The organism is Butyrivibrio sp. (assembly GCF_024699075.1).
Genome location: NZ_JAILQF010000301.1, coordinates 1 through 2802 on the forward strand (window position 1 = coordinate 1; position 2802 = coordinate 2802).

The window sequence follows — 2802 nt, forward strand, 5'->3', positions numbered from 1 at the left end:
CAGCGGATTTCAAATTAAAGGGAAAAACAGCAGATGATTTTGTGGATACAAACTTTGCATCCCAGAATTTCTGGAAAGAAGTTGTAGCAAGATTCAGACGTAAAAAGAGTGCTGTATTTGGACTTATCTTTGTACTTGTAATTACATTCTTTGCATTTGTCGGACCTGTCATGAATGAGTACACATACTCAGGACAGAATCTTGAACTCAAAAACCTTGCACCAAGAATACCTGTTATTGAGTATACAGGCTTTTTTGACGGACATGAGAATATCAAGACTACAACAGGAACCAAGACAGTAAATTATTACTTTGAAAAAAAGCTTCCGGATACCTTCTACTGGTTTGGAAGTGACAATTTTGGAAGAGATATCTGGACAAGGACATGGTCCGGTGCTCAGGTTTCACTCATAATCGCAGTAGCAGCTGCGATCATCGATATGATCATTGGAATGAGTTATGGTCTTATCTCAGGATACTTTGGCGGCAAAGTGGATATGGTGATGCAGAGAATACTTGAGATAGCCAATGGTATTCCAAGGCTGGTAATCGTAACACTTCTTCTTTTGGTATTTAAGCCGGGTATGATCACGATTATCGTAGCCTTGATGCTGACTGAATGGGTTGGTATGAGCCGAATCGCCAGAGCTGAGATGCTTAAGCTCAAGGAGCAGGAGTTCGTACTTGCATCAAGAACCCTTGGAGCAAGTAACCTTCACATAATCTTTAGTGAGGTTCTTCCTAATATAATCGGACCTATAATCACACAGGTTATGTTCTCTATTCCAACAGCTATTTTCACAGAGGCATTCCTGTCCTTCGTTGGACTTGGAATTCCTGTACCAAGATGTTCACTGGGATCACTTATCTCAGAAGGATTCAACAGTTTTACAACTCATCCTTATCAGATCATCCCACCTATTGTTGTTATGGCACTTCTGATGCTTAGCTTCAACCTGGTGGCTGACGGACTCAGAGAAGCACTTGATCCTAAGTTAAAGGAGATGTAACTACGACATGAGTGAAGAAAAGAAACGAGAAAAAATACTTGATGTCAAAGACCTTGACATCACCTTTAAGACAACCGCCGGAGATGTACATGCTATCCGTGGTGTGAATATAGATCTGTTCCAGGGTGAGACTGTTGCCATTGTTGGTGAGTCTGGCTCAGGTAAGTCAGTAACCATGCGCGCTGCAATGGGAATTCTTGCTAAGAACGCAGTAGTTAATTCTGGCCAGATCATTTACAGATACCGTGATAATAAGGGCGGTATCGACTACAATCCGGACAACGATGAGACAGCTCAGTGGAAAGAAGCTGATATCCTCAAGATGGATAAAAAGTGGATCAGAAAGCATATCAATGGCCGAAGGATCGCTATGGTATTCCAGGATCCTATGACAAGTCTTGATCCTACCATGACAATTGGTAAGCAGATCATGGAAGGAATGCTCTGGCACTACAAGATCGACAAGAAGGATGCCTTTAAAAGATCAGTTGAGCTTTTAAAAGAAGTTGGTATAGAAGATGCTGAAAAGAGAATGAAGCAGTATCCGCATCAGCTCTCCGGTGGTATGAGACAGAGGGTTGTTATTGCTATAGCTCTTTCCTGTAATCCGGATCTTCTTATCTGCGACGAGCCAACTACAGCTCTTGATGTTAACATTCAGGCCAAGATACTTGAGCTTATCAAGAAGGTTCAGAAGGAAAGAGATATTGCAGTTATATATATCACACATGACCTTGGCGTAGTAGCTAAGGTTGCTGATTATGTAAACGTTATGTATGCAGGTAAGATCGTAGAAGTCGGCAATATCAATGAGATCTTCTATGATCCAAGACATCCTTATACATGGGGCCTTTTATCAGCTATGCCTGACCTTGGCACAGATGATGACAGACTATATACAATTCCTGGTTCACCTCCAAATCTTCTTCATGAAAAAGAGGGTGATGCCTTTGCACCAAGAAATGCCTATGCACTTGAGATCGATGATAAGCTTGAGCCGCCTATGTTCAAGATAACAGAGACACATTCTGCAGCTACATGGCTTCTTGATGAGAGAGCTCCAAAGGTTGAGATGCCGCCGGAACTTAAGGCAAGGATTGAAAGAATGAAAAAGGAGGCCGAGGCAAATGTCAGCTAATTATAATGCAGCGCCTCTTCTTGAAGTAGAGGGACTTAGACAGTATTTTCCTGTAAGCTCTACATATACAGTTAAGGCTGTTGAGAATGTAAGCTTTAAGGTATATCCTGGAGAGACTTACGGACTTGTTGGTGAGTCCGGTTCAGGTAAGTCTACAATAGGAAGAAGTATCATAAGACTTTATGATCCAACAGAAGGTAAGATAAGCTTCTGCGGAATGGATATCTCCGGCAAGATGAACAGGCATACCAAAGAAAGCCTCCGTGTTCAGATGCAGATGATCTTCCAGGATCCCATGGCATCTCTTAATCCGAGAAAGAAGATCAATGACATCATTGGAGAAGCTCTTGATATTCATCATGTATGTAAAAACAAAGCTGAGAGAGATCAGAAGGTAGAAGCAATCCTTCAAAAGGTAGGTCTTGCCAAAGAGCATGCGGACCGTTATCCGCACCAGTTCTCAGGCGGTCAGAGACAAAGAGTTGGTATTGCAAGGGCTCTTATCTTAAATCCAAAGCTTGTTATTGCTGATGAGTGTATCTCAGCTCTTGACGTATCTATTCAGGCCCAGGTTGTAAACCTTATGAAGGATATTCAGGAAGAGCTTGGAACAGCATATCTGTTCATAGCCCATGACCTTTCCATGGTTAAGTA

General features: G+C 42.0%; 3 protein-coding genes. All 3 read left to right on the plus strand.

Going from position 1 to position 2802, the window contains the following annotated elements; translation table 11 throughout:
- Positions 1-1010, plus strand: a 1010-nt coding sequence (locus tag K6G87_RS12080; RefSeq protein WP_296837560.1) for an ABC transporter permease, incomplete at its 5' end; no start/stop codon positions are given.
- A gap of 7 nt (positions 1011-1017) precedes the next feature.
- Positions 1018-2148 carry an ABC transporter ATP-binding protein gene (locus K6G87_RS12085; RefSeq protein WP_074756401.1) on the plus strand — a complete coding sequence of 377 codons (1131 nt, stop codon included), beginning with the start codon at positions 1018-1020 and terminating at the stop codon, positions 2146-2148.
- Positions 2138-2802 (plus strand): ATP-binding cassette domain-containing protein (locus K6G87_RS12090; RefSeq protein WP_296837565.1); only part of this gene is annotated, 665 nt, incomplete at its 3' end. The genes K6G87_RS12085 and K6G87_RS12090, both read left to right, overlap by 11 nt.